General features: G+C 32.2%; 20 protein-coding genes. 3 read left to right on the top strand and 17 right to left on the bottom strand.

The genetic code is table 11. The annotated features are described in order from the left end of the window. Positions 1–180 precede the first annotated feature (180 nt). The 10 genes from OH814_RS07885 to OH814_RS07840 form a co-directional block, all read right to left on the bottom strand. Positions 181–1,389: a hypothetical protein gene (locus tag OH814_RS07885; RefSeq protein WP_308827807.1), complete on the bottom strand. Its 1,209-nt coding sequence runs from the start codon at positions 1,387–1,389 to the stop codon at positions 181–183. Positions 1,390–1,485: 96 nt separating this feature from the next. Next, positions 1,486–2,553, bottom strand: a complete 1,068-nt coding sequence (locus OH814_RS07880; RefSeq protein ID WP_308827806.1) for a hypothetical protein — start codon at positions 2,551–2,553, stop codon at positions 1,486–1,488. Positions 2,554–2,767: 214 nt separating this feature from the next. Further along, complete coding sequence (locus tag OH814_RS07875; RefSeq protein ID WP_279194438.1) at positions 2,768–3,586, bottom strand: hypothetical protein; 819 nt, start codon at positions 3,584–3,586, stop codon at positions 2,768–2,770. A 39-nt stretch (positions 3,587–3,625) separates the two neighbouring features. Then, positions 3,626–3,916 (bottom strand): hypothetical protein, encoded by a 291-nt coding sequence (locus OH814_RS07870; protein WP_279194436.1) that lies wholly within the window; start codon positions 3,914–3,916, stop codon positions 3,626–3,628. 34 nt (positions 3,917–3,950) lie between these two features. Next, positions 3,951–4,085, bottom strand: a complete 135-nt coding sequence (locus OH814_RS07865; RefSeq protein ID WP_279194435.1) for a hypothetical protein — start codon at positions 4,083–4,085, stop codon at positions 3,951–3,953. Positions 4,086–4,087: 2 nt separating this feature from the next. Further along, complete coding sequence (locus tag OH814_RS07860) at positions 4,088–4,531, bottom strand: hypothetical protein (RefSeq protein ID WP_279194434.1); 444 nt, start codon at positions 4,529–4,531, stop codon at positions 4,088–4,090. Positions 4,532–4,536: 5 nt separating this feature from the next. Then, positions 4,537–5,277: a hypothetical protein gene (locus OH814_RS07855; RefSeq protein ID WP_308827805.1), complete on the bottom strand. Its 741-nt coding sequence runs from the start codon at positions 5,275–5,277 to the stop codon at positions 4,537–4,539. Between the two features lie 7 nt (positions 5,278–5,284). Continuing rightward, positions 5,285–7,585, bottom strand: coding sequence for a hypothetical protein (locus OH814_RS07850; RefSeq protein ID WP_308827804.1), 2,301 nt, complete (start codon positions 7,583–7,585; stop codon positions 5,285–5,287). A 13-nt stretch (positions 7,586–7,598) separates the two neighbouring features. Beyond that, on the bottom strand, positions 7,599–8,426 hold the full coding sequence (locus tag OH814_RS07845; protein WP_308827803.1) for a DUF4280 domain-containing protein: 828 nt from the start codon (positions 8,424–8,426) through the stop codon (positions 7,599–7,601). 1 nt (position 8,427) lies between these two features. Further along, the gene (locus OH814_RS07840) at positions 8,428–9,450 is read right to left on the bottom strand and encodes a LysM peptidoglycan-binding domain-containing protein (protein ID WP_308827802.1); all 1,023 of its coding nucleotides are present in this window, start codon (positions 9,448–9,450) and stop codon (positions 8,428–8,430) included. A gap of 489 nt (positions 9,451–9,939) precedes the next feature. Between OH814_RS07840 and OH814_RS07835 the strand changes: the two genes are divergently transcribed. The 3 genes from OH814_RS07835 (at position 9,940) to OH814_RS07825 (ending at position 15,524) form a co-directional block, all read left to right on the top strand. Then, on the top strand, positions 9,940–10,392 hold the full coding sequence (locus OH814_RS07835; protein ID WP_308827801.1) for a hypothetical protein: 453 nt from the start codon (positions 9,940–9,942) through the stop codon (positions 10,390–10,392). Positions 10,393–10,431: 39 nt separating this feature from the next. Continuing rightward, positions 10,432–13,257, top strand: a complete 2,826-nt coding sequence (locus OH814_RS07830; protein ID WP_308827800.1) for a T9SS type A sorting domain-containing protein — start codon at positions 10,432–10,434, stop codon at positions 13,255–13,257. Between the two features lie 65 nt (positions 13,258–13,322). Further along, complete coding sequence (locus OH814_RS07825) at positions 13,323–15,524, top strand: TonB-dependent receptor plug domain-containing protein (protein ID WP_308827799.1); 2,202 nt, start codon at positions 13,323–13,325, stop codon at positions 15,522–15,524. A gap of 343 nt (positions 15,525–15,867) precedes the next feature. Here the strand turns inward: OH814_RS07825 and OH814_RS07820 are convergent, their stop codons facing one another. The 7 genes from OH814_RS07820 to nuoH all read right to left on the bottom strand — a co-directional run bounded on the left by OH814_RS07820 (position 15,868) and on the right by nuoH (position 23,412). Beyond that, the gene (locus OH814_RS07820) at positions 15,868–17,253 is read right to left on the bottom strand and encodes an NADH-quinone oxidoreductase subunit N (RefSeq protein ID WP_308827798.1); all 1,386 of its coding nucleotides are present in this window, start codon (positions 17,251–17,253) and stop codon (positions 15,868–15,870) included. Positions 17,254–17,393: 140 nt separating this feature from the next. Next, on the bottom strand, positions 17,394–18,887 hold the full coding sequence (locus tag OH814_RS07815; RefSeq protein WP_308827797.1) for an NADH-quinone oxidoreductase subunit M: 1,494 nt from the start codon (positions 18,885–18,887) through the stop codon (positions 17,394–17,396). Further along, the gene (nuoL, locus tag OH814_RS07810; protein WP_308827796.1) at positions 18,887–20,800 is read right to left on the bottom strand and encodes an NADH-quinone oxidoreductase subunit L; all 1,914 of its coding nucleotides are present in this window, start codon (positions 20,798–20,800) and stop codon (positions 18,887–18,889) included. Before nuoL ends, OH814_RS07815 begins: the two co-directional genes overlap by 1 nt. Before the next feature lie 2 nt (positions 20,801–20,802). Continuing rightward, positions 20,803–21,132 (bottom strand): NADH-quinone oxidoreductase subunit NuoK, encoded by a 330-nt coding sequence (gene nuoK / locus OH814_RS07805; protein ID WP_047482656.1) that lies wholly within the window; start codon positions 21,130–21,132, stop codon positions 20,803–20,805. A 4-nt stretch (positions 21,133–21,136) separates the two neighbouring features. Beyond that, positions 21,137–21,634, bottom strand: a complete 498-nt coding sequence (locus tag OH814_RS07800; protein WP_076557784.1) for an NADH-quinone oxidoreductase subunit J — start codon at positions 21,632–21,634, stop codon at positions 21,137–21,139. After that, a complete protein-coding gene (locus tag OH814_RS07795; RefSeq protein ID WP_066680251.1) occupies positions 21,634–22,191 on the bottom strand; it encodes an NADH-quinone oxidoreductase subunit I in 558 nt (185 codons plus the stop codon). Before OH814_RS07795 ends, OH814_RS07800 begins: the two co-directional genes overlap by 1 nt. Positions 22,192–22,347: 156 nt before the next feature. Continuing rightward, complete coding sequence (gene nuoH / locus OH814_RS07790) at positions 22,348–23,412, bottom strand: NADH-quinone oxidoreductase subunit NuoH (RefSeq protein ID WP_308827795.1); 1,065 nt, start codon at positions 23,410–23,412, stop codon at positions 22,348–22,350.

Below are 23,412 nucleotides of genomic sequence, written 5' to 3'. Positions count from 1 at the left end.
TACAAAACCCACTTCAATTGAGCTGGGTTTATTTTTATATGCTTAAAGTCGGGAGACTTTGCGCAACGGGGAAATCGACTGCTTTTTCTCTAAACGTAAAATTACTGATTCCTTTTTTCCTGATATTGGTTGTGGTAAATTTCCCTAAACTTCTTTTGATATCATTAGGTTTTAACTCTTTTATTTTTGCATTAACTTAATAAGGAAATCTTCCGTTACATCTTCAAATTTTACAATGCCAAAATCTTTTGAGGTTTTGGTAATACTATTTATATTTTTTTCAGGATTACTTCTTTCTGTATATTCTTCGCCGTATTTATAAAGTACTATTTTTTCATTTTCAATCTTAAATGTTACATAGGACTGAACAAACATAAAATCTTTACAATATGTTTGTTCAATGGTGAAATAATTATTTTTAGAAACTAACCGTTGAAATCCATCTGCTGGACAATTATCATGATATTTGAAAGTTAGTTGATCATTTATTACATAATCTTTAAATATTCCCCCATCTTTCTTTTGTATAATTATTGGTAAAGAATTGTGTTGCACATTTTCAATATTCTTTTTTTCTGTTTTTTCTAAGGCAATTATTTTGTATTCATTCAGAGGGGATATCACTAAAGCACTATCTAAAACATAATCATTTTTAAAATTTTTATTAACATATGCTTTTTGCCTTTGAGTTTTTAAATTGTTAATATCGATTTTGTAAAATTTATAAGAATCGTTATTTAAAGGTTTTGCTTTAATTATTATATTGTTGTCAGCACTCCAAACAGCGCTTTCAATGATATTGTCTTCAGATGAAAATATGTAGAACTTATTTAAAGAACCATTTTCTATTTTGTATAGATCTAAAGAAGATGATAAACCTTCATTATCTTTATAGGTAATAGCATAGTCGTTATTTTTTGAAAATAATGGGGTATTATTGATAATTTTATAATTATAATTTTCGTCATTCATTAACAAAGTTAATTCACCATCATAAAGTTTAATATTAATAACGTGGAAATGTTTTTTTTTATTAAATCCTATATACGAATAATCTACAAATGAATCAGAATCTATATTTTTATTTACAATAAATTTTATCTTGCCAAAAGAAGTTTTCAGGATTCCATTTTCAAATACAATTTTATTATCTAATAAGTCGTTTTTATAAAGAATAGAATCTTTAATAAACTGATTTTTAGAAATTGGTATTAGGTAATCTTCAAGCTTATAAAAATCATTGTTTTGTTCTATGCGTTCTGTAATTTCATGATAATTAAATATGTATTCTTTATTTCCGTTTTGATTTTTTATATTGTTATTTTCTGCAGATTTTTTTTTGCAGCCAAAAATAACAAGCAACATTAAAAAGAAGATCGCTTTTTTCATATATTTATATTAAATGCATATTGTAATGGAATGCTTTTTTTGAAAAAACCGCATTAAAACAAATAAAATTCTTGTAAGATAAGCTATATTGAAATTTTATTTTAACTTACTCATAATATCAACATTATTATAATTTACGAAATTAATTTTCCCGAAATTTTTTGAGGTGTAAGTTTTTTCCCAATCTTTAGAATCATCATCATACATTGCAATTATACCATATTTATGTAAATAAATATGAGCATCATTTTTATTGTAAAAAAAAGTGATATACTTGTTTTGAGAAGGACTTCCCTCAGATATATTTTCTTCAAATGTTATGTAACCATTTTTACAAACTATATCAATTAAACCTGTTCCTGTAGAATTTCTTAAAACTGGAGACAATATATTTTCATTCATAATGACTTTGTCTACAGAACTGTTGTTTTTCTGTAAAATAATATATATTGGAAAAGTTTTTTTCGTTGCATTCCATAAAACATAAATTTCATCCTCTAACCCATCTAGATTTATATCTGCTGTTTTTTCTTTGATAATTTCAAAATTTTCTTTCTTCCATTCTTTTTTTAGTTCAGAGGTATTCACTGTATCCTTAATGCTTAGCAGTGAAATGTCTTTAATTGGCTGCAAATTGTATTTAGAATTTTTATTATTCTGAGATAAAGAAATATTTAAAGTCTCTCCTTTTAAATCAATACTGAAAACTTTTTCTCCATTGCTTTTTTCAATTTCTTTTGCAATGTGATTAAAAGTTCCATAGTAAGTTAAAACATTATTATGATAGTAATATACATAAAAAACTGAACCATAATAATCATTACCTTCTATCAAGATGAGATGGTTTTTTGATTTTTTCAAGTCCCAAATATTTATTGATGCACTATCTAAAAGCAAATCTATTTTATAAACATTTTCATTTATTGATAAATCAAAAAGTGAACTTTCCGTAGGTATCAACTGATAAACGAATTCAGGAAAAAAATACTTAAAATTATCTTTATTTTTTGAAAGCTGTTTTTGTAGTATAAAAGTTTCATTTTCTTTTTGTATACTGTCCGTTTGATTTACTTTTCTTTCATTACTTGTTTCTTTATTTTGTCCGTCACATGACATTAGAAATGATAAAAACAAGCAAAACAATATTTTTTTTATTAGTTCCATTCTTTCTCTTTTAATTTATTTTGATAATCTATTTCTGGTTTAGATAGTTCTTCTTCTGTTTTGAATTTAAAATAAACGGAAGGATTGCATTTACCATTTAATCCTGGAGCTGAACCAACATTTGAAACTTCAAAATGTAGATGAGGTTTGCATTTGTTTCCGAAGTTGCTATAAATACTTTTTCAGAGTATATTTTTCGTGATAAATGGAATCACTAATCTCTCACAAACGTTAAATATTTTTGATTGCATTGTATAAAATGATTATACTCGTTTATCGAATTACCATCATTCTGAATTACAATGCTGTCTCCATAATAGATACCACCAATTTTTCCTAAGTTAATTGTATTTGGAGTTTCTTTCTTATTAATATTTATAATACCTTTTAAAATAATTTTTGTTTTATCAAATATTTTGAAAGTAAGAATACTGTGAATATCAATTATTTCGATAGAGAATCTTGAATTTAAACAATCGTGAGCAACAAATAAATTACTTGTGGTTGTATTTTTACCAGTGAATATAACTTCTTCATTTGAAATCCATTCATTATTCTTATTCCATTCGCCTCCGCAATCTTCTTGAAAAGAATCTAAATCCTTTGATTTGTAAATATCAATAAGCTGACAGGTATAATTTTCATATAGTTCTTCTTTATTATTGTTTAAAAAACCTTTTATGATTGCATCTAATACCATGTATCTTTTATTAGGAGATAATCTAATATCTAATTCACTGCCCCATTCATTATCCCAATTTTTTATGTTTATCGTGTCTTTATCATTTTTAATGAGCTTCGGAATTTTCCAAAGTTTTTGAGTTTCATCAAATTGATGAAAGTATAATTTCACATTATTCGTTAGAGGAATAAGAGTGTCTCTTTTTATAGTTTTTTTTAAGTTTTCTGTATTTTTCTTTTTTTGATTATTTTCGTTTAAGTTCGCTAAAGACTCATTAGTAGCTTGTTTTAAATCATTTTTTTTACAAGAAAAACACATTAAAATAAATAGATAAAATATTAGATTTTTCATAATTTTCTTATTCTTTCATAATTTCTTGCCAATCTTGATTTATGAATCGTTTTCTTTTAATGAATATTTTCCATTCTCATATTTAAGATAAAAATCGTCTACGCTATTTTGGTCGCACTTGCCTTTAGCATGTATGACATTTTCATTATTCGTTAGTCTGTACTCACCTTCACAACCATAATCTTCAGAATATTTTGCATCAATGCTTAAAATAGCTTTAGTTAAAGATTTTATTGTAATAAAATATCCTAAAGAAATTTCCTCGCCATTAGAATTACTAACTGCTGGAGCATAAATTTTGTATGCTCCAATAACGTCAACCTCTTTCAATATATTTTTTTTTGCAATACTACTTTTATGTTCTTTAATTATTGTCGAGTTCTGCTTTATTATTATCCATCATTTGATAATTTAAAATGTTCTTCTTTTGTGAATATTGTATTTTCTTCATCTGTTTTGAATTCTTTTGTAAAAAGATTCCCATTATACAATATTTCATATTCATACTTTTGTAAGCTTCTGCCAATCAATTGATGCGGCTTCATTGCCAACCCCTTTAATAAAAAAAATCTCTTTGTCTTTTTTTATTTCAAAATCTGGGTATTCAGATTTACAGTTTAATTCTTCTCCATCATAATAGAGTTCGATGTAATCAGCTTTATCAATGATTTTATATTTTCCATTACAGCGAATGGGTTCATGGTAAGTATTTGTTTCTAAAATAGCTTCATTTTTTTTGATTGTAAAGTAATATGATATAGATGCCATTCCTGTAGTAGTAGCTTCGGTTTCAGTATAAACTGAAAACTTTCCAAGATACTTGGAAGGAGTTTCTTTATATTTAAACGTTTGAAATATTGGTTTTTCTTTTGGAGTTGTATCGTGGTTTTTACAGGAGAGTATGAAAAACAAACAACTTATAAGAATAATTTTATTTATTTTCATTCTTGTCATTTTTTATTAAAGAATCCTTTTTCATCAATTTCGATGTTGGTTTTGCTGAGAATTTCCGTATTTAATTCATTTACAGTAAAATCGCTTAAATATATTTTGAAATTTTCATTGATATAAAAGAATCTTTTATAGCTTTGAATATCATCGTAATTATTATAATAAATAATTTTAGAATCAATAAGAACATCCTGATTATTAAATGTTGTCAAGCACAAATAATTAAAAGAAGACTTTTCATTTTCGCTTCCTAACATTGATTTATATTTATCTCCATTTTTATATAGTTTAAGAGTATAGTTTGGAGTTTTAGATATAGTTCCAACATAATAAACTGAATCTAATACTACTGAACTATCATAAAGTTTTAATAAAATTTCAACTTCTTTTTTAGAAACATCAATACCCTGTTTCTTATTATAGTTCAAAGAATTATATAAATCGTCTGTGCTTTTTTCAATAAAATAAAATATAGAATCATATCCTTTTTTTGAGATTTTCTCTATTGAAAAATCAGGGTTAGTATCATCAATTCCTTCCAGATTATTCCATTCTTTTGGAAAATTGTATTCAATTATTTTTTTCTCACCGAGTGGTAGCTTTAATACTATTTCTGTATTTTTCTTTTCTTGATTATTTTCATTTAAACTCAATAAAGGCTCATTAATGGCTTGTTTTAAATCATTTTTTTTACAAGAAAAGCACATTAAAATAAATAAATAAAATATTAGATTTTTCATAATTTTCTTATTCTTTTATAGTTTTTACGATATTGGAATCAAAGTCACCTGCATGCAAATGATCTTCATGTCCCTTTGAATATTTAGTTCCAATTAAATTAGGATACCAACCTGTTTTTCCACGATAAATATTTTTGAAATTAAAATGTTTAAAAGCATTTACTTTTTTTTGTTCTACTGCTAAAGCTGAATAATATGCAGTATCGGCACTATCTCCATTAGGATGTGTCACACTAGGGTAACTAGTAGCATCTTCAAAACACATACCTGTACACAGAACATCTGCCCTACCTAATGTTGCCAACGCTCCTATTAAACCGGCATAACTTTCTGGATTACAGTATTTTCTTTGAGAACTTTTAAATGAATAATAAATTTTGACATTACCATTATTATAACTAAGACCGTCTTTCATTCTTACTAATTCAACTTTTCCACTTCCTTTAGGGTATTTTTTAAATCCGTACCTTGTTCCTTCAACACAAATATCACCATTTGGATAAACATATGCAGTTTGTGCGTTTCCACCTCTTGGATATGAATATGTTTTGGTATATCCTTTTGGTATTGACGAGATAGTTATTCCATTATTTCTTTTGTTTGCAAAAATAAAATCTACAATGCAAATTTCATGTTCTTTATTTTCTTTATCATGGAAGATATATTTATATTTTTGCTCATAGCCTGATTTTATTTTTTTTGGAATATGTTTTTCTATTTTTCCATCTGCATATATATGGTATGTAACAATACCTGTAGCTTTTATATCGTCCTTTTTATCATCTATACCACACGAAAAATTAGAAGTTTTGTTTTTTATTCCTTCATTTTTACTTTCATAGAATCTTGCCAAGATTTCTTTTCGCTGAATTCCATTGTTATCTTTATCAACGCTATTGTTATTTTTATACTCGATTGTATCTTTTGCGTATAATAAAAAATCATCTTTTTGCCCAACTCCTTTAGGTGCAAAAACGTGCAGATAAATATCTTCTGGAGTTTTTATTTTGCTCTTAGCAGGTTCAAAATATTTTTTCACTTTATCAAGTTGCCTAATTTCTCCCATTTGAGCATAACTTAGTTTCAACCTATTTAAAGCATCATACCTTGGTTGTGTTCCTTTCGTTGCTGGAGTAGATTTAGGAAATTCGTTCATTCCCTCTAATGCATCCTGAGTAAACTGAATTAATCCAACCGCACGAGAAGATTTAGAGCCACTATCTTTATGGAAGCTACTTATTGTCAGATCTTTGGAGTTGTCATTAGCTGATTTAAAGCCTTCTCGATGATGTGCTTTAAAACTTCCCCAAGTTTCTACTTTCATCACTGCCATTAAACCATTAGCCATTTCCAATTTTCGGCTTTCTCCCCAAAGCTCTGCACAAATTTGCACAACTTTTTTTCTAAACTCACAACTTACTTTTCCACCCCAGATCAAATCTTTATATTGTTCTTTACAAACACAATTACTTGGTGACTCTTGCTTCGCCGCTTTACCTATGCTCGTTGGTGTTTTCGTTTTATCATCAAAAAGCTCAGCCGTTTTCTCCACTCCTATAAGAACAATCTCAGTAAGTTTCTCAATCGGTCCGCTTTGCTTCTTTTTTGTTTCAGGTTGTTGTTGGTCAGTAACAGTAACCGGTGTTTTATTAGTGACCTCTTTGAGTTGATAAGATGCAGTTACAAAAAACTTTTTTGTAACAGCATCATCACCTGTAAAAAAGCTCATCCATGTTTGTGGTGTGGCATAGTCGGAAAGAATAAACTTTACTTTTGCGATTCCATATTTGTCTACCTGTGCAGTTTTAGGTTTCTGATATTTTTTATATTCTGTTGCGCCTTCTTCCCAAAGATAGAAAGTTATTTCTTTTCCTACGAGATTCGAAGTTCTTGCCTCTGCAGTTAAACTTTCATTAAATTTTGCTGTGTTAACATTTGCTTTTTCTCTGTTTAATAAAATTACTCTTCCAATAGTAGATTCATTTTTTGTTTTTGGAGTTACAATTAAGGTTGCTGCGAGAACTTTTTCATTTTTATTAAACAAGTTTTTCCTTTCTATATGAACTTCAATTTTAAAAGGAATACCTACTACTTTTTCACCAAAAGTATAAGGCACTTTTTCACCGTACTTTATGTTTCCTGAAACTTGCTTCCAGTTATTTTTAACCTTCTTAAATAATGTCCATATATATTTCTCGTTCTCCTTTTTTCCAAAAAGAGGGTTTTCTAAATTATATATAAAATCTGATAGCTGGTAAAAGTTTTTTTCTTCTGCTTTAGGATTTGCGCTTCCTTTTATAATTTTCATAGCTTACTATTTATTATTCCACTTCAAAAGGATCATCTCCGTTTATTTCCTCCTTAAATTCCTCAAAATCCACAACAGGATTATATACATGCTGCTCTTTTGGGTCAGCATTATTGACGTTGCTTTTTCCTAATTCAGATTCTTGTCCGTGCTTTAAAACTGTGATTTTTCCTCCGGTGGCACACATGAGCTCCGACAATTCCGTTACGCAGCATTTACCCATTACTTTTACCTTGTCGTAGGTTTTTGTCCATTTTCCTGAAGGTGCAAATGCGCATGGATTTCCGTTTTTTACCGAGCAGTTTCCAAAAGGCGTTGCGGCTGGGTTAAACATTACGTCGTCTTCAGTGACGGCAAGATAATCGGGTTCTCCGTTTTCATCATTCCAATAGTGTTTTTGATGACTTGTTACTTTGAAACCGGGAAATTGAGTTCCTTTGTCACAAATGGCTTTTCCTCTGGGAATAACAAAATATTTTCCATCGTGTTCCGAAGAGTTGCTTTTACTTTTTTGCTCTTTCTTTTCTTCTTTTTTACTGTCTTCAACTGTTGATACATTTTGTTCAGACTTTTCATCCATCGTGTCTTCACCGGGAACCGGTTCAGATCCACTTTCATTATTCATTGTATTTATTTCATCAATGTTTTGATTTTCATCATTAAAAAATTGAGGATCTTCGGGTATCAAAAGTGTGGTTCCTGCGGGAATTTCATCTTTTATTGTTTCACTCTGCGGACAATTCAGATTATGAAATGTTTTCAGAAAATTTTCATCTTTTATTTTAAACTTTTTGGCAATTCCTGCAAAAGAATCATTGGGTTGTGATTGGTAGGTTTTCATCTTAATTTTGTGTTATTTGTAATTGATGTTTTTGAAATAATTGGTTTTGATGCCAAATATTGACAGAAGATTTTATTTCACGTAATTGTTTTGTCGTTTTATAAGTGAAGTATTGAATTATAATTTCAGCATTGATATTGTTTTGAATGTCTTCATCTTCAATCCTAATTCCCTTAAGAAGTTCTCTAAGGCTACAGTTTTCTGAAAGAGTTCCTGTCATTTTAGTTTCAACAAGTTCAGAATCTTCAAATAATTGTTCAGTCTGAAAACTGAATTCTAACGGAAATGAATTGATCTGAATATAAAATTTTTCTTTCCAAGGAGATTTTTTGTGGAACCATTCTAAGTTTGGAAATAAAACCTGATACAATAAATTAGATTGCATCTGCCTGAAAAAATAATCTTCATCAGATATATCTTTTTCAAACGTATTGAGATATTTTTGAGAAATTTCTCCAACATAAAAATCTTCAATATCATTTCGCTTTTCCTTAAATTTTTCGATTAAGCGTTGATGCTTACTGAAAGATTCTATTTTGCCATTTAATGAAGTTTTATATAAAATAGGATAGAGGCTTTTCATACAATCCAAAGCAAGGGAAGAAACTTTGTCATCCGGCGTTGCGTTGTTTTTTGCTAAATTCTTGACATGAATTTCCGCTATGAAATTTTCTTTCTCTTCTTTAATGTTGAGATTGATCTTGTAATTAAACTTTAAATTTTTATTTTCAGATTGCTCAAAATACTCTTCAACAGAATACATGTCAAAATGGAATTTCAGAAAATAATTCGGTGGTGGCAGTAATTTTTGTTGTTGAAGTTTCTGCTTTTCTTCGGAAATGAAATGGGTTGGAATTAGAATAAACTCAATACCTTTTAGATTGTTTACAAATAGTTTATTCATTTTTCCACAGTTTTGATTGTGGAATGCTTTTAAATCATTTTCAGAAATATGTATTCGGGCGGCAATGGAGCTCAGGCTGTCATCCGGACGAACTTTGTATTTTATAAAATTCGTTATCATTTGTGTTTGTGTTTTTCATCTATTTAAAGTTAATAAGATTTAATTGAATATTTTGTAGTAATTATACGACAAATGATGATTGTTTTATTTTTAATACAAAAAAAACCTTCCAATAAATTGAAAGGTTTAAATTTTAAAATATGTTTGATTCAGATTACAATCTGAATTGTTTTGCAAATAAATCCGGGAAGATACCCAGTGCAATGATCGAAGCAATAATAAATACTGCGACAATATTGTAAGTTACCGTTAGTACTGATCCTGGAAGCTCTTTTATCTGTAGTTATCAGATCCGAAAAAGTAGAGGTTACGAATGTAGTATCCGAAGGATAGTTGTCATAACAAATGGGATAGATTGTAGAAAAGAAAGGAAAATAACTGTTTGTATATTCCTATTTATTAATTTAAAAAATGTTTTTTTAAATTAAAATTTGGTAATGTAATATTTTTTTGTACTTTAACAAACTGAATGTGAGGAAATTATATAATATGAAAGTTATAAGCTATATTTTAGTAATATTTTTTTTTAGCAACTCTTGCTCTGCTCAACATCATAGATTAATTGAAGCAACTCATACCACAATTCTTGGTGGAGTAAAAGGAGCAAGATCAGAAAATTTTAATATTGTTATAAAAAGCAATTCAAGAATACAGCCTAAGTATCTTTTAATGGAAAATGTTAAAATACCATTAGTACAAGAACATAGAAATGGTAATGTGTATTTGAAAGGCATATATTTTCCTGAATCTTCAAGAGTAACCATAGGCATTGATGGTGAAATTCAAAATCAGGATGCAAACAAAATTTCAGACTACAGTAATGCCTATTTAGTTTCAGAAAATATAAAAAATAAAAGAGAACTAAAACAAAAAATAAAATTAAACAATAATGAAAATAATAATAATAAAATTTTATTAAAAAATGAGAAATTACCTGAATAAAATGAAACAGTAACAATAAATAACAATAAAAACACTAATATGATGTTAAAATTATTTCTTTCTGTAGGTCTTATAGGAACCTCTTTTCTTTTAAACGCACAAGAAGTGACAAAAAAAGAAGAAATCAAGAACTCAAAAGCAAATGAAAAGTATCTGAAACATATTAAAGATGCTACACAAGCTTTCAAAAAAAATGTTCAATTTGCTAAAAAACATAATCAGAAACCACCTGATGAATATTATCTACAAGACTTTATTGCCACAATGGATCCGGAAACCGGTCAAGTAAGCAATCAAAATTATGTTGAACTTGATAAAAGAGTTGAGTCGGGTACATATAGACCCGAAAAAAAATTAAAAATGTTTAATGGAGTTAATAGTCAATACTCCAGTAAAAACATTAACAGTCTATGGGTAGAAAGAGGCCCTTATGAAGTTGGAGGAAGAGTAAGGGGAATCATGTTTGATCCTAATGATGTTACAGGTAAAAAAGTTTGGGCTGGCGGTGTTTCAGGTGGGTTATGGTATAATAATGATATTACAAACGCTACTTCTGAATGGACATTAGTAGATGGTTTTTGGTCTAACACTACTGTATCTTGCATTACCTCAGATCCCAACAATTCACAGATTTTTTATGTAGGAACAGGGGAGGTAGAGACTGGAGATTTTAGTGGATTAGGAATTTGGAAAACAACCGACGGAGGTGCAACATGGCAACAAATATTCAATATAGAAAATGGATATGCATCCAATGGTGTAAAAAAAGGGATTTACAATGTACCCGACATACAAGTGGTAAATAATAATGGAGTTTCAGAAGTCTATGCTGGTGTTGCGGGAACTAATTTAGGAGATATGTCTGGGAATGTTGCGTTTGCTGGTGTATATGAAGCCGGATTATATAAATCTACTGATGGCACAAATTTCACATTATTAAATACTTTACTTTCAACCACTACTCAAGGGTATGATATTCAGGATATAGAAGTAGGTACAGATAATTCAATCTGGGTATCAACCAGACCAAGTTTTGTCGGCTCATCTAGCTCTGGTGGCAAAATTTTTAAATCAACTGACCATGGAGCCACTTTCACAAATGTTTATGATGTTGGTAATAAAAATTCAAGAGTTATGGTAGAGGTTTCCAATACCAATCCTTTAAAAGCTTATGCTCTGTTGCAAGGGGCAACAAATGCAGAACCGGTAAGAATTATAAAAACAGTAGACGGTGGTACAACATGGATTTCTACAGATGTTGCTGGGTCAGGAATTACCTTGCCAAATCCTATAGATACTGGGCAACCGGATAATGATTTTACAAGAGGACAAGCATTTTACGATCTAGTAATTGAAACGGATCCTCAAAATGATGAGCACGTTTATGTAGGAGGTATAGATTCATATAAAAGTACGGATGGAGGGGCAACGTGGACACAGTACACAAAGTGGTCTAATAATAATTCACTGAATGCTGCCAACATTGCTAGAGTACATGCAGATCAACATGCACTGGTTTTTAACCCTAAAAATCTTAATCAGTTTGTAATGGGTAACGATGGAGGTATTTTCTTTGCGGCAGATAAAAATAACCTTGCCAATAATTCGGCAATCGGGGTACGAAATAAACGTCTTAATATTACTCAATTTTATCATGGTACTTTAAACCCAACCGCTACATTTACAAATGAAAATATGATACTTGGCGCACAGGATAATGGCACAAGAAGACTGTCAGGCGTTCCTTTGGCAAATAATTTTTATACGTCTTCGGAAGTTTATGGTGGAGATGGTGCTTATACAGCCTATGATGATCAAGGTTTATATCATATAGCATCTTATGTTTATAACAATCATATCATTTTTAATGCACAAGGGGCATATAATCTGTTGTCTTCGAGTACTCAAAGAAATGCCGGACAATTTATAAACCCTCTTGCAGTAGATAGAAATCTTGATATTGCTTATACCAATGCAAATTCATCATCTTCGACATCTATTATATTGAATAGAATAAGTGGTCTTGCAAGTGTACCTTTAAGCCTTACTCGAACCCAGTTGACAATTGCAGCCGTAACAGCAGGAGAATTTGCCACGGATATCTTTGTATCACCTTATACTACTGCAAGCTCTACGCTCTTTATTGGTTTGTCGTCTGGGAAGTTATTCAAAGTTACCAATGCAAATGCAACACACAGTACTTCACAAATTAATTTTGATTTTGGAGGATATATTTCTGATATCAAATTAGGAGCCTCAGAAAGCGAAATTATTGTAACTGTTTCCAATTTCAATAAAACAAGTGTATTTTACAGTATCGACGGGGGAACAACCTGGGTTTCTAAAGAAGGTAACCTTCCCGATATTCCGGTAAAAGCTATTTTTATGAACCCTGAAGATAATAATGAGGTAATTTTAGGAACTTATTTTGGTGTCTGGGGAACGGCTAATTTTCAAGCGACTTCACCTACATGGGCATTGTATTCTGATGGTTTGGGTAAATTTAAAGTTAATCATTTTGATTATCGTGCGTCAGATAAAACGATTTTGGCTGTAACTTATGGAAGAGGAGCATTCACAACCAAGATAGACAATACAACTTTAGCGACCAATGAAACTCAGCAAAATTCTGTTGCAAACCAAGTTTATCCAAATCCTACCAGAGGTCCGCTTCATGTAAAACTAGCTAACGGAAAACCTGTTGATATAGAGATATTTGATGTTTCAGGCAAATTAGTCATTACAAAAAAGAATATTAAATCTGATGAAGAATTTAATATAGAAAATCTTATCAAAGGTGATTATGTATTGAAGGCTATACAAAATGGAAACATAGTTTACACTTCTGTTATCATAAGAAAATAAATATTTAAACTTAAAAAAAAACAAAAGGTAAGGTATTCTTTACCTTTTGTTTTTATAATAAATTGATGAAAAAAAAATACATAATTCTCTTCTCATTGGGGTTAATGGGATTTGTGAATGCGCAGGAAAATGAAAAAGAAATCGATGAAGTAATCATTAAGGCAAGATTAAAAATAATAAAAGAGCGTGAAGAATTTAAGAAACATGCACAATCTACAGAGATCATTTCAGAATATGAAAGTAATCGTAATAATCCTGCATTTATTGAGCAAAGCTTAAATACTATGGCGGGCGTTCAGGTAGAAAAAAGAACTCAGCTCGGCGGACAAAGAATCATAATAAGGGGATATGGAAATGACCAGAAATTCAACAACTGGGGTATAAAAATGTACCTGAATAACATTCCTCTTACCGGAGCTGATGGTGTTACAATTTTGGATGATGTCAATTTTGGACTAGTCAATCAGGTAGATGTGATAAAAGGTCCTGCTGCAACTTTGTACGGTGGAGGTTCGGGAGGTGCGGTGAGATTTTATATCAAACCAGAATCTCAGAAAGGAACTTCCATTTCGGAGCAGTTTAATACGGGCTCTTTCGGATTATTCCAGACTTCTACTTCCGCAACAAATGTTGAAGAAAATCACTCTATAACGGCAAATTATACCCATATTGGAAGCGACGGGTATCGCCCACATGGAAAAAGTATTAAAAACTTTTACAATATTAATGGCGAATTTAAACTGAACGAGAGTCAAAAAATAACTTTATTGGGTTCTCACGGTAATTCTTTGGAGCAGGTTTCGGGGCAGATTTCTTATGACGACTATTACAACGGTATTGATAACGGAAATTTTGCCTATATCAGAAGAGGAGCCAAAACTAAATTTATCACTTCCAGAGTCGGAATAGGGCATATTTGGAAAATTAATGAAAATTTTAGTAATAATACCACCGTATTTTATACAGGAACTACAGGCGACAGAATTGCGGCTGGGGCGTACGAAACTTCATCTGCATCCAACTATGGCGTGAGATCGGTATTTGTTTTTGATAAAGATTGGGGTGATTTTAATAGCCGGACAGAATTTGGAACTGAACTTCAGCAGTCGCGATCTTTGATTTCAAATTACAGATTTAAAAGTGTAACAATTACCGAAGATCCCATTTTGAGACCTTTATATCAAGGCTCTTATTTTAAGTACCTAAATAATCAATCCAGTTATTTTGCGGTTGAAAAATTTACTTACAAACCATGGGATTTAATGTTTTTAGCAGGTTTGAGTATTAATCAGATTAGTTACAATAGAGAAGATCTGCTTGCTGTGCCCGGTTTATTTTTAGTAAATAAAGTTGATTTATATGACAAAAACTTGTCTTTTGACAAAAAATTCAAAGCTGTTGCAACACCACACTTTGCATTACAGAAAATTTGGAGAGATCAGATAATTAACCTTAGTTATAGTGAAGGCTACAACGCGCCGACCTCTGCTACATCATTTATTAGTGGCCTTAATAAAACAAATGATAATCTTATTGCGGAAAAGGCAAAAATGTGGGATTTCAGTGTTCAGGGATTGCTTGGGAATACCTCTATAGATTATCAGGTTTCTTTATTTAGTATCAATATTAAAGATAAACTGACCCAGTTGAGAGGGACTATTCAAAATGAAGAACAGACACCATATTCATATTGGGCAAACACAGGAGATCAGCAAAATAAAGGTTTAGAATTGAGTGTAGGTTACTCTTACAAACCGAAAAACTCTTTTATTACAAAACTTCAGCCTTTTGCAAGCTACACTTACAATGATTTTAAATATTCTAAATTCAGTACATATTTGCAGGAAGGCAACTCGGAGCCGAAAGTGAATGTTTATGATAATAAAAATGTAGTTGGAGTTCCCAAGGCAAGGTTTTCTTTAGGTTTGGATTTTGAAACAAAAATAGGTTTGTACTGGCAGAATAGCTATAACTATATGGGAAGTGTTTACACAGATTTTGCAAACTCAAATAAAGTGAATAGTTTTGGTCTTTTAAACTCTAAAATCGGCTACAAGCATACTTTCAATAAATTTGATATAGATGTTTTTGTTATAGGAAACAATTTAACCAATCAGATTAATTATACTTTCCTTTTTTACGGAAATAGTATTAATGATACGGATAAGGATAATCAATATAATGATTCTTCTGTCTACACCGACGTTAATCCCGGCCCAAGGAAGGCTTATTTTTTTACAGGATTTAATGTAAAATATAATTTTTGATAAGACGCATTTAATTTAAGATTAGCTAAATAAAATAACCCCTTCAAATTATACAATTTGAAGGGGGTTTTTGTAATTATTGTATTGCTTGTATGTTTTCGCCATGAATATATGTTGCTTTCTTAATGCGACGAATTCGTATGTGTAATCTTACCGAAGAATCTAAAATAGCGTAAACGAAAAAAGTAGTTAGAGTACAGAAAGGGTACAGCGACTGTACAGCGGTAGACTAAAAAAGTAATGTGTCAAAATGACAAAAAGCTGCTCAGATAGAGTAGCTTTTCCTATGAAAAAACCTTCCAAAAATTGAAAGGTTTAAATTTTAAAATATGTTTGATTCAGATTACAATCCGAATTGTTTTGCAAATAAATCAGGGAAAACACCCAATGCAATGATTGATGCAATAATAAATACTGCGACAATATTGTAAGTTACCGTTACTCTTTCTGACGTTTTGAAAGTTGTTTCTTTAAAGAAGAACATTGCGATAATTAATCTTAAATAATAAGCAATTGAAATTGCCGAACCTAAAACTGCTACAATTACCAGAAAGGTATTGTTGTCTTTGCTTAAAGCTTGTGCAAATAATGAGAATTTACCCATGAAACCTGCCGTTAGAGGAATTCCTGCCATTGAAAGCAAAGAGATCGTTGCAACAGTTGCCAATAATGGTTCAGATTTAGCCAAACCTTTAAATGCTCCGTAAGAAGTCTCTCTTTTTAATTTTTCAACCCAGATTAAGCACATAAATACTCCCACCGTAGACAATGAATAAGCGAATAAGTAAAACGCCAATGTATACGTTGAAAGAGCATTCATTCCGAAGAATACCAAACCGATATATCCTGCATGCGAAACTGATGAGTACGCCAACATTCTTTTAGCATTGGTCTGAGCAAGGCCCATCACGTTTGCCAATAGTAAAGTAATAATTAAGAATACACCTAAAATATTGATCCATTCGTGAGTAACACCAGAGAATCCAATTGTCATTAATCTGAATAATGCATAAAATCCTGAGATTTTTACGACACTCGCCATGAAAGCGGTGATCAATGAAGGTGAACCTTGGTAAATATCCGGGCTCCACATGTGGAAAGGTGCTAAAGCTACTTTAAATGCCATTGCACAAAGCATCAATACAACGCCAAGAATAAACATTCCGTTAGTTGGATTTACCGTGCTGAAATCGTGAATTCTGTATAAATCAAATGTTCCTGTGCTTCCGTAGATAAAGGCAATTCCTAACAATAAGAAACCTGTTGCAAATGCTCCCATCAGGAAATATTTCAAAGAAGCTTCGTTTGATCTAAGATCGGTTTTGTTTGCTCCCGCCATTACGTACAACGGAATAGACAAAATCTCAACTCCTAAGAACAAAGTCACCAAATTCTGGTATCCGAACAATACAAAACCTCCACACAATGCAAAAAGCATCAATGCGTACAATTCTGACTGATGGTTTCTGTGATTGCTGAATGCAAAACCTCCCAGGAAGAATAAAAGCAAAGTCGTTACAATAGAAATTTTTGTAAACAAAGCTGTATTTTGTCCGTACTCATACATTAATCTGTATTTTTCGAAGAAAGAAGCTTCAGGTAAAAAGCTTACATATAATGCAACGATCAACCCAAAAATCCCAATGTATCTTGCGAATTTTCCCTTTTCAAAAACTCCCGAGAATAATGCAGCAACTGCTGTCAGGAAAACAATAATTAAAACACTCATAATTTATTTTTGAGATTTGAGATTTGAAATTTCAGGTTTAAGTGTAAGATTCAAGGTTTTATAACTCTTGGCTCTTTTTACTTTTACCTTTCTATTTCCTATCTCTTAATTCTTTTAATTTTTTATTTAAATCTTTAATCCTAATTGATCATCGATGTATACACAAACTCTAATGAACTTCCCACCATATCGATAATCGGCTGAGGGAAAATTCCTAACAGAATTACAAATACTGCAATACTTGCCAATACTGAAAATTCTACTGCCGATAAATCTTTTGCCGTGCTCAAAACTGCTGCATTACCTTCACCAAACATTGCTTTACCGTAAAATCTCAATAGATAAACCGCACAAAGAATGATCGTTAAACCAGCAATGATTGAAGCCAATACATTAAAATCAAAGATAGATTTAATAAGGATAAATTCACCAATAAAACCATTCGTCAACGGAACTCCCATTGATCCTAAAATGATCAGTAAGAATAATACCGCAAACTTAGGCGCTACTTTTGCCAAACCTCCCATTTGTCTAATGTCTCTTGTTTTGAATCTTTTATATAAAACATCCGCACAATAGAACAATCCTACAACGTTGATACCGTGAGCGAAAGTCTGAACTAAAGCTCCCTCAGCTCCTTCAATAGTTAAAGTTCCTCTTAAAGTAAGCACTGCTGAAGAGAAAATACCTGCAACCATCAATCCAACGTGTGAGAAAGAAGAGTATGCAATGATTCTCTTCATATCCGTCTGGATAATCGCAATTAAAGCACCGTGAACAATTCCGATAATTGCCAGAATGATCACAATCTGGCCTGAAATTCCGAAAATTGCAGTCGGTGTAATGGGTAATAAATATCTGATTACTCCATAGATTGCCATTTTCAGCATAATACCTGATAAAAGCATTGATCCCTGAGTTGGAGAATAAGTATACGTATCCGGTTGCCAAGTATGGAAAGGGAAAACCGGAAGTTTCACTGCAAAAGCAAAGAAAATAAACCAGAATACCACAATCTGCTGCGTTTCACCTAAATCTGCATTATACAAATCTGTAACATCAAACGATGCCGAGTGAATTCCAACATAGATTAAACCCGCCAACATAAACAAAGATCCTACGAATGTATACACGAAGAATTTTGTCGTGAATTCCATTCTTTTGTTTTCCTGTCCCCAAAGAGCCGCAATAAACCAGATCGGAATCAGCGTTACTTCCCAGAAAATATAGAATAACAAACCGTCTAATGCTGTAAATACTCCTACAAGACCAAACTGCATCAGCAAAATAAGTCCGTAAAACGAGTTTTTGTAGCTTACGTTTTCGTTAAATGATGATAAAATAATTAGAGGCGAAAGAATATTGGTCAGCAATAAAAGAAGCAAACTCATCCCATCGATTCCGAAGTGAAGGTTACTTTTTATAAACTGCGACCAAGGATATTTGATCTCGTGTTGCAAAACACTGTCAACCGTCGGTTCAAAATTGAAATCCGAAAGGATGTAAAATGTAAGCAACATCTGAATCAAAGCAATTCCCAGCGCCAAATATTTGCTGGAAGCGTTCTTCCATGCAAAAGCTAATCCCGAACCTACAAGAGGTAAAAGTAATAATGTTAATAGTAAATAAGACATTATTGTAATATAAAGTTAACAATCAGTATAATTCCCACAGCCAAAGTCATGATAAGAACATAGTTCTCAACATTTCCGTTTTGTATACGCTTCATAGATTTTCCGCTGTCTTCAGCACCTTCACCTATGTAGTCTACAACACGGTCTAAAACGCCTTTGTCAAACATTTTTCCGCCACGTCCAAGTCCTTCAAAAGTTTTTACAATTAATGCATTGTAAAGCTCATCAACATATAACTTTTTAGCAGAAAGTTTTTCCCAGCCTGTATATTCTTCTTCGGCAAGAGCCATTTTCTTCTTATTCACATACATGTTTTTCACAATGAACCAAACAGTAAAGAACATTAAGATTGTTGCTCCCAAAAGAATCATTTCTGTATTGAAATCAACTCCTGAAAGAGTCATTTCCATTTGCTTAAAGCTTTCCGGTGTCAGTACGGGCTTCAGCCATTCCATTAATTTAGCATAATGACCGTGACCGATAAAGTGTGGTAAATTAATAAAACCTCCGATTACTGAAAGAATTGCCAGAACGATTAACGGTAACGTCATGTTCATCGGGCTTTCATGTAAATGGTGTTTTTGTTCTTCAGTACCTCTGAACTCTCCGTGGAAAGTCAAATAATACAGTCTGAACATATATGCTGCGGTTGTTGCTGCTAAAATGAATAACATTACCCAGTAAATAGGGTTTTTAGCAAATGCTGCAACCAAAATTTCGTCTTTAGAAATCATCCCTGAAAGTAAAGGGAAACCTGAAATCGCCAATGTTCCGATAAGGAATGTAATGTGCGTAATTGGAATGTATTTTTTTAAACCTCCCATAAAACGCATATCCTGCTCGTTGCTCATTGCGTGAATTACAGAACCTGCTCCCAAGAATAACAATGCTTTGAAGAAAGCGTGTGTCATTACGTGGAACATTGCTGTGGAATATGCTCCCAACCCTAAAGCGATGAACATAAAACCAAGTTGTGAAACTGTAGAATATGCCAATACTTTTTTGATGTCGTTCTGACGCAGTGCGTAGAAACCAGCCAAAGCAGCGGTCAAGAATCCGATTAATAAAATTCCGCCCTGAACGGTTGGAGCTAAAGTGAATAAGAAGTTTGATCTTACCACCAAATAAATACCTGCAGTAACCATGGTTGCTGCATGAATTAATGCTGAAACAGGAGTTGGACCAGCCATCGCATCGGGTAACCAAGTATATAAAGGAACCTGAGCAGATTTACCAACAGCACCGATAAATAAACTGGCTGTGATAAAGATGATAATTGTTCCGTCTAATTCAAATTTAGAAGCATTTTGTGCCACTGAAATATAATCTACAGAGTTGGTCTGAGACGCAATCATGAAAATACCGATCAATAAACCAAGGTCACCGATTCTGTTCATAATGAAAGCCTTTCTTGCTGCTTTACCATATTCTTCGTTGGTGTACCAGAATCCGATCAATAGATAAGAACAAAGACCTACACCTTCCCAACCGATGAATAAGATCATATAGTTGCTTCCCATTACTAAAAGTAACATCGAGAAGATGAAAAGATTTAAATAAGTGAAAAACTTATAGAAACCTTTATCGTGACTCATGTATCCGATAGAGTACAAGTGAATTAAAGATCCGATCCCTGTGATGATCATCACCATCATTAATGAAAGCTGATCAATCTGGAAACCGAAATTGATCTGAACTCCGTTTACTCTGAACCATTCGAATGCTTTTACAACAACCGCCGGACTTTCAGAGTCAAAATTTAAAAATAAGCTTACCGCAATACAAAAAGATGCAAAAACTGCAGCTGTTGCCAAACTTCCGACTACAATCTTTGGAAGATTTTTGCCGAAAAGTCCGTTGATAAGAAAGCCTATAAGTGGTAAAAGTATTATTGCATATATTAAATTCTCCATTCTTATCCTTTTAATTTATTAAATATACCTACATCTACAGAACGGGTGTTTCTATATAACATCGCAATAATTGCCAAACCAACCGCTACTTCGGCTGCTGCAACTACCATGATAAAGAATACCAAAAGCTGTCCGTCACTGTTCCCGTTGTATGCCGCAAATGCAGCCAATAAAAGGTTTACAGAATTAAGCATAAGCTCTACACAACCTAAAATTACAATCGCATTTTTTCTGAGCAATACTCCCAAAACCCCAAGACAGAACAAAACTGAACAAAGAGTAATGAAATATTCCAGAGGGATGCTTTGCATAAATGTATTTACTTCTCCCATAATTTTATAAATCTTTTTTACCGATTAGTACCGCACCTACAATACCTGCCAAAATCAGGATCGAAGCAAGCTCAAACGGTAAAACATATTCATTGAATAAAAGTCTTCCCAAATTCTTCGTAAGACCTACGCCTTTATCTACGTTCTCAACTACTACATGACTTTCCTGTACTCCTCTGAAAACTCCCAAAACACCAATCAAAAGAAGACCAGCCGTAAAAACTCCAACAAACTTTAAAGTATTGTTCTTCTTACTTTCGTCTTGCTTATTAAGATTAAGCATCATTAAGATATAAAGGAAAAGTACCATGATAGCACCTGCGTAAACGATGATCTGGATGATTGCAAGGAATTGTGCATTCAGAAGAATATACATACCCGCGATCGAAAACATTGTAACAATTAATGACAAAATAGCATATAAAGGATTTTTTGCAAATACAAAGTACACTGCACTTGCCACTGCTAAAAAAGCCACCAAGAAAAATAAAAACTGATCCATTATTTTACCGCATTTTTTTGTTTCTCGGATTGTCTTTCTGTGATATCAATCCTTTCATTTATTTTTTCAACTAATTTATCTTTACCGTAAATGAAAGATCCTCTGTTGGTTTCTACATCAACCAATCTGTCTGTAAGATAAATTGCAGATTTCGGACAAGCTTCTTCACACATACCGCAGAAAATACATCTTAGCATATTGATTTCATATACCGATGCATATTTTTCTTCTCTGTAAAGATCTTTTTCTTCTCTGGTTCTTTCTGCAGCAGTCATTGTGATTGCTTCTGCAGGGCATGCCACAGCACACAATCCACAAGCTGTACATCTTTCTCTGCCTTCTTCATCTCTTTTCAAAACATGTTGACCTCTCCAGATATCAGCTCTTGGCTTTTGTACTTCCGGATAAGAATAAACATTAGGAGCACGTTTTACAACGGTTCTCACAGCATGCTTAAAAGTAATCCCCATTCCTTTGAAAATCGCCGGTAAGTAGATTTTCTCAGAAAAGGTCATCTCTTTATTTGAAACAACTTTTGATCTGTTTGTAAGTTTCATTTTCTATTATTTAAATGTTGGAAGATGGAAGCTGGGTGATGGAAGTTTATCTCATCGCTGCTTTCTCATCAGCTCATTTTCAAATTTATATTGTTTAGGAAGTTGAAGCGGGATTACCCATTTTCAAATTCTCAAATTAACTCATTTTCAAATTAATTAATTTCCAAAAGCTAAAATCACAGCTCCTGTAATCATTAAGTTGACCAATGCCAATGGAATTAAAGTTTTCCATCCTAAGTGCATCAATTGATCGTATCTGAATCTTGGAAGCGTCCATCTGATCCACATAAAGATCAAAATTCCGATTATGGTTTTAGACAAAAATGCTACGATACTTAAAATACCTGCTGTATTTTCGCCCCAATTCTGAGTTACCCATTCAATTCCAGGATAATTGTACCCTCCGAAGAAAAGCACTACCATAAAAGCATTAGAAATAAACATATTCACATATTCTCCAAACATGTATAAACCTAACTTCATTGATGAATATTCGGTAGTATACCCTGTTACCAATTCAGATTCACACTCTGGTAAATCGAAAGGATGACGGTTGGTTTCTGCCAAAGCGGCAACAAAGAAAATTAAGAATGCCAATGGTTGATAGAAAATATTCCAGTTCATCCCTGAACCGATAGGGATAACACCCCAAAGTTTTCCTTCAGTTTGGTTTTCAGTAATTACTTTTAAATCTAAACTTCCTGTCATCATGATGATAGAAAGTAATGCAAGACCCATCGCCAATTCGTAAGAGATCATCTGCGAAGAAGCACGAATTGCACCTAATAATGAATACTTGTTGTTGGAAGCCCAACCTCCGATCATAATTCCGTAAACCCCGATTGAAGCCATTCCGATGATGAAAAGTACACCAACATCAATGTTAGCAACTTGAAGATCATAAGAAACCCCACCTAAGTTCAACGTTTTTCCCCAAGGAATAACCGCTCCGGTAATTAATGAAATAAACATCACCAATGCAGGTCCCAATACGAAAAGAAACTTTTCTGCATTGGCCGGAGTAAAGTCTTCTTTAAAGAAAAATTTACCACCATCGGCAAGAGGCTGCAGTAAACCGAAAGGCCCTGATCTGTTGGGCCCAATTCTATCCTGCATAATGGCTGCAACTTTTCTTTCTGCCCAGGTAGAGTAGGCTGCGATCGTTAACGAAAGCAGGAAAAGTGCAAGTACAAGTATTAATTTAAATGTAATTAAATCCAT

The organism is Chryseobacterium sp. CFS15, from assembly GCF_031118795.1.
Taxonomy (GTDB): domain Bacteria; phylum Bacteroidota; class Bacteroidia; order Flavobacteriales; family Weeksellaceae; genus Chryseobacterium; species Chryseobacterium indoltheticum.
This window is presented reverse-complemented; position numbering and strand designations above follow the sequence as displayed.

Coding starts and splice junctions, on each gene's coding strand:
- OH814_RS07885 (WP_308827807.1), bottom strand. CDS start 1,389: ATGAAAAAAGCGATCTTCTTTTTAATGTTGCTTGTTATTTTTGGCTGC.
- OH814_RS07880 (WP_308827806.1), bottom strand. CDS start 2,553: ATGGAACTAATAAAAAAAATATTGTTTTGCTTGTTTTTATCATTTCTA.
- OH814_RS07875 (WP_279194438.1), bottom strand. CDS start 3,586: ATGAAAAATCTAATATTTTATCTATTTATTTTAATGTGTTTTTCTTGT.
- OH814_RS07865 (WP_279194435.1), bottom strand. CDS start 4,085: ATGAAATATTGTATAATGGGAATCTTTTTACAAAAGAATTCAAAACAG.
- OH814_RS07860 (WP_279194434.1), bottom strand. CDS start 4,531: ATGAAAATAAATAAAATTATTCTTATAAGTTGTTTGTTTTTCATACTC.
- OH814_RS07855 (WP_308827805.1), bottom strand. CDS start 5,277: ATGAAAAATCTAATATTTTATTTATTTATTTTAATGTGCTTTTCTTGT.
- OH814_RS07850 (WP_308827804.1), bottom strand. CDS start 7,585: ATGAAAATTATAAAAGGAAGCGCAAATCCTAAAGCAGAAGAAAAAAAC.
- OH814_RS07845 (WP_308827803.1), bottom strand. CDS start 8,426: ATGAAAACCTACCAATCACAACCCAATGATTCTTTTGCAGGAATTGCC.
- OH814_RS07840 (WP_308827802.1), bottom strand. CDS start 9,450: ATGATAACGAATTTTATAAAATACAAAGTTCGTCCGGATGACAGCCTG.
- OH814_RS07835 (WP_308827801.1), top strand. CDS start 9,940: ATGAAAGTTATAAGCTATATTTTAGTAATATTTTTTTTTAGCAACTCT.
- OH814_RS07830 (WP_308827800.1), top strand. CDS start 10,432: ATGATGTTAAAATTATTTCTTTCTGTAGGTCTTATAGGAACCTCTTTT.
- OH814_RS07825 (WP_308827799.1), top strand. CDS start 13,323: ATGAAAAAAAAATACATAATTCTCTTCTCATTGGGGTTAATGGGATTT.
- OH814_RS07820 (WP_308827798.1), bottom strand. CDS start 17,253: ATGAGTGTTTTAATTATTGTTTTCCTGACAGCAGTTGCTGCATTATTC.
- OH814_RS07815 (WP_308827797.1), bottom strand. CDS start 18,887: ATGTCTTATTTACTATTAACATTATTACTTTTACCTCTTGTAGGTTCG.
- nuoL (WP_308827796.1), bottom strand. CDS start 20,800: ATGGAGAATTTAATATATGCAATAATACTTTTACCACTTATAGGCTTT.
- nuoK (WP_047482656.1), bottom strand. CDS start 21,132: ATGGGAGAAGTAAATACATTTATGCAAAGCATCCCTCTGGAATATTTC.
- OH814_RS07800 (WP_076557784.1), bottom strand. CDS start 21,634: ATGGATCAGTTTTTATTTTTCTTGGTGGCTTTTTTAGCAGTGGCAAGT.
- OH814_RS07795 (WP_066680251.1), bottom strand. CDS start 22,191: ATGAAACTTACAAACAGATCAAAAGTTGTTTCAAATAAAGAGATGACC.
- nuoH (WP_308827795.1), bottom strand. CDS start 23,412: ATGGATTTAATTACATTTAAATTAATACTTGTACTTGCACTTTTCCTG.